1 protein-coding gene is annotated in these 1122 nt (G+C 58.4%); it reads left to right on the forward strand.

All coding sequences use genetic code 11. The features are described 5' to 3' along the window. Positions 1-31: 31 nt before the first annotated feature. The coding region (locus BBA01S_RS39435) for an IS1182 family transposase (RefSeq protein WP_027821168.1) at positions 32-1122 on the forward strand (1091 nt) is incomplete at its 3' end.

Here is a 1122-nt window from a genome sequence, read left to right on the forward strand (position 1 = left end):
CTGAATCAACCTGTTAGCGCGAGAGGCGGAGATGGGGCGATTCGTTGAAGGTGCAAGCCGCAATCAGGCCACGTTGCTGCCGGAGTGTCTCGAAGACTTTATCGCTGAAGACAATCCCGTGCGGATCGTCGACGCATTCGTAGACGAACTCGATCTGGCTTCCATGGGCTTCGAAGGCACCACGCCGGCGATCACGGGCCGACCGTCTTACCATCCGTCCGTTCTGCTCAAACTCTACATCTACGGCTATCTCAATCGCGTGCAGTCGAGCCGACGTCTGGAGCGCGAGTGCCAGCGTAATGTCGAACTGATGTGGCTGACCGGTCGCCTCGCGCCGGACTTCAAGACGATCGCCGAGTTCAGACGCAGCAATGGCGCCGGCATTCGCAATGTATGCCGCCGCTTCGTGGTGATATGCCGCGACCTGAAGCTGTTCACGCAAGCAGTCGTTGCCATCGACGGCAGCAAGTTCAAGGCGGTCAACAGCCGCGATAACAACTTCACGCCCAACAAGATCGCAAAGCGTCAGGAGCAGATCGAGCAAAGCATCCAGCGCTATCTGGATGCTCTTGAGACGGCTGATCGCACGCAACCAGTCGAGGTGGAAGCGAAAACCGAACGGCTACGGGACAAGATCGAGACACTGCGCGAGCAGATGCGCGATCTGGATCGGGCCGCGGAACTGTTGAATGATTTACCGGAAAAACAGGTTTCGCTGACTGATCCCGACTCACGTTCGATGATGTCGCAAGCCAAGGGCACAGGTGTCGTGGGCTACAACGTTCAGGTGGCTGTTGATACGAAGCACCACCTCATCGTGACACACGAAGTGACGAACGTCGGTAGTGACCGCGCTCAGCTCAGCCCGATGGCCACAGCCGCGCGCGAAGCGATGGGCAAGAAGAAGCTCAAGGCGCTGGCCGATCGCGGGTACTTCAATGCAACGGAAATCAAGGCTTGCGACGACGCGGGAATTGCGGCGCTAGTGCCGAAAACACAAACATCGAGCGCCAGGGCTGACGGGCGGTTTGACCGGGCCGACTTCATCTATATCGCCAGGGACGATCAGTACCTGTGTCCAGCGGGTCAGCGTGCGATCTATCGATACACCTCCTTCGAAGG

This window comes from Paraburkholderia bannensis NBRC 103871, from assembly GCF_000685015.1.
GTDB lineage: Bacteria > Pseudomonadota > Gammaproteobacteria > Burkholderiales > Burkholderiaceae > Paraburkholderia > Paraburkholderia bannensis.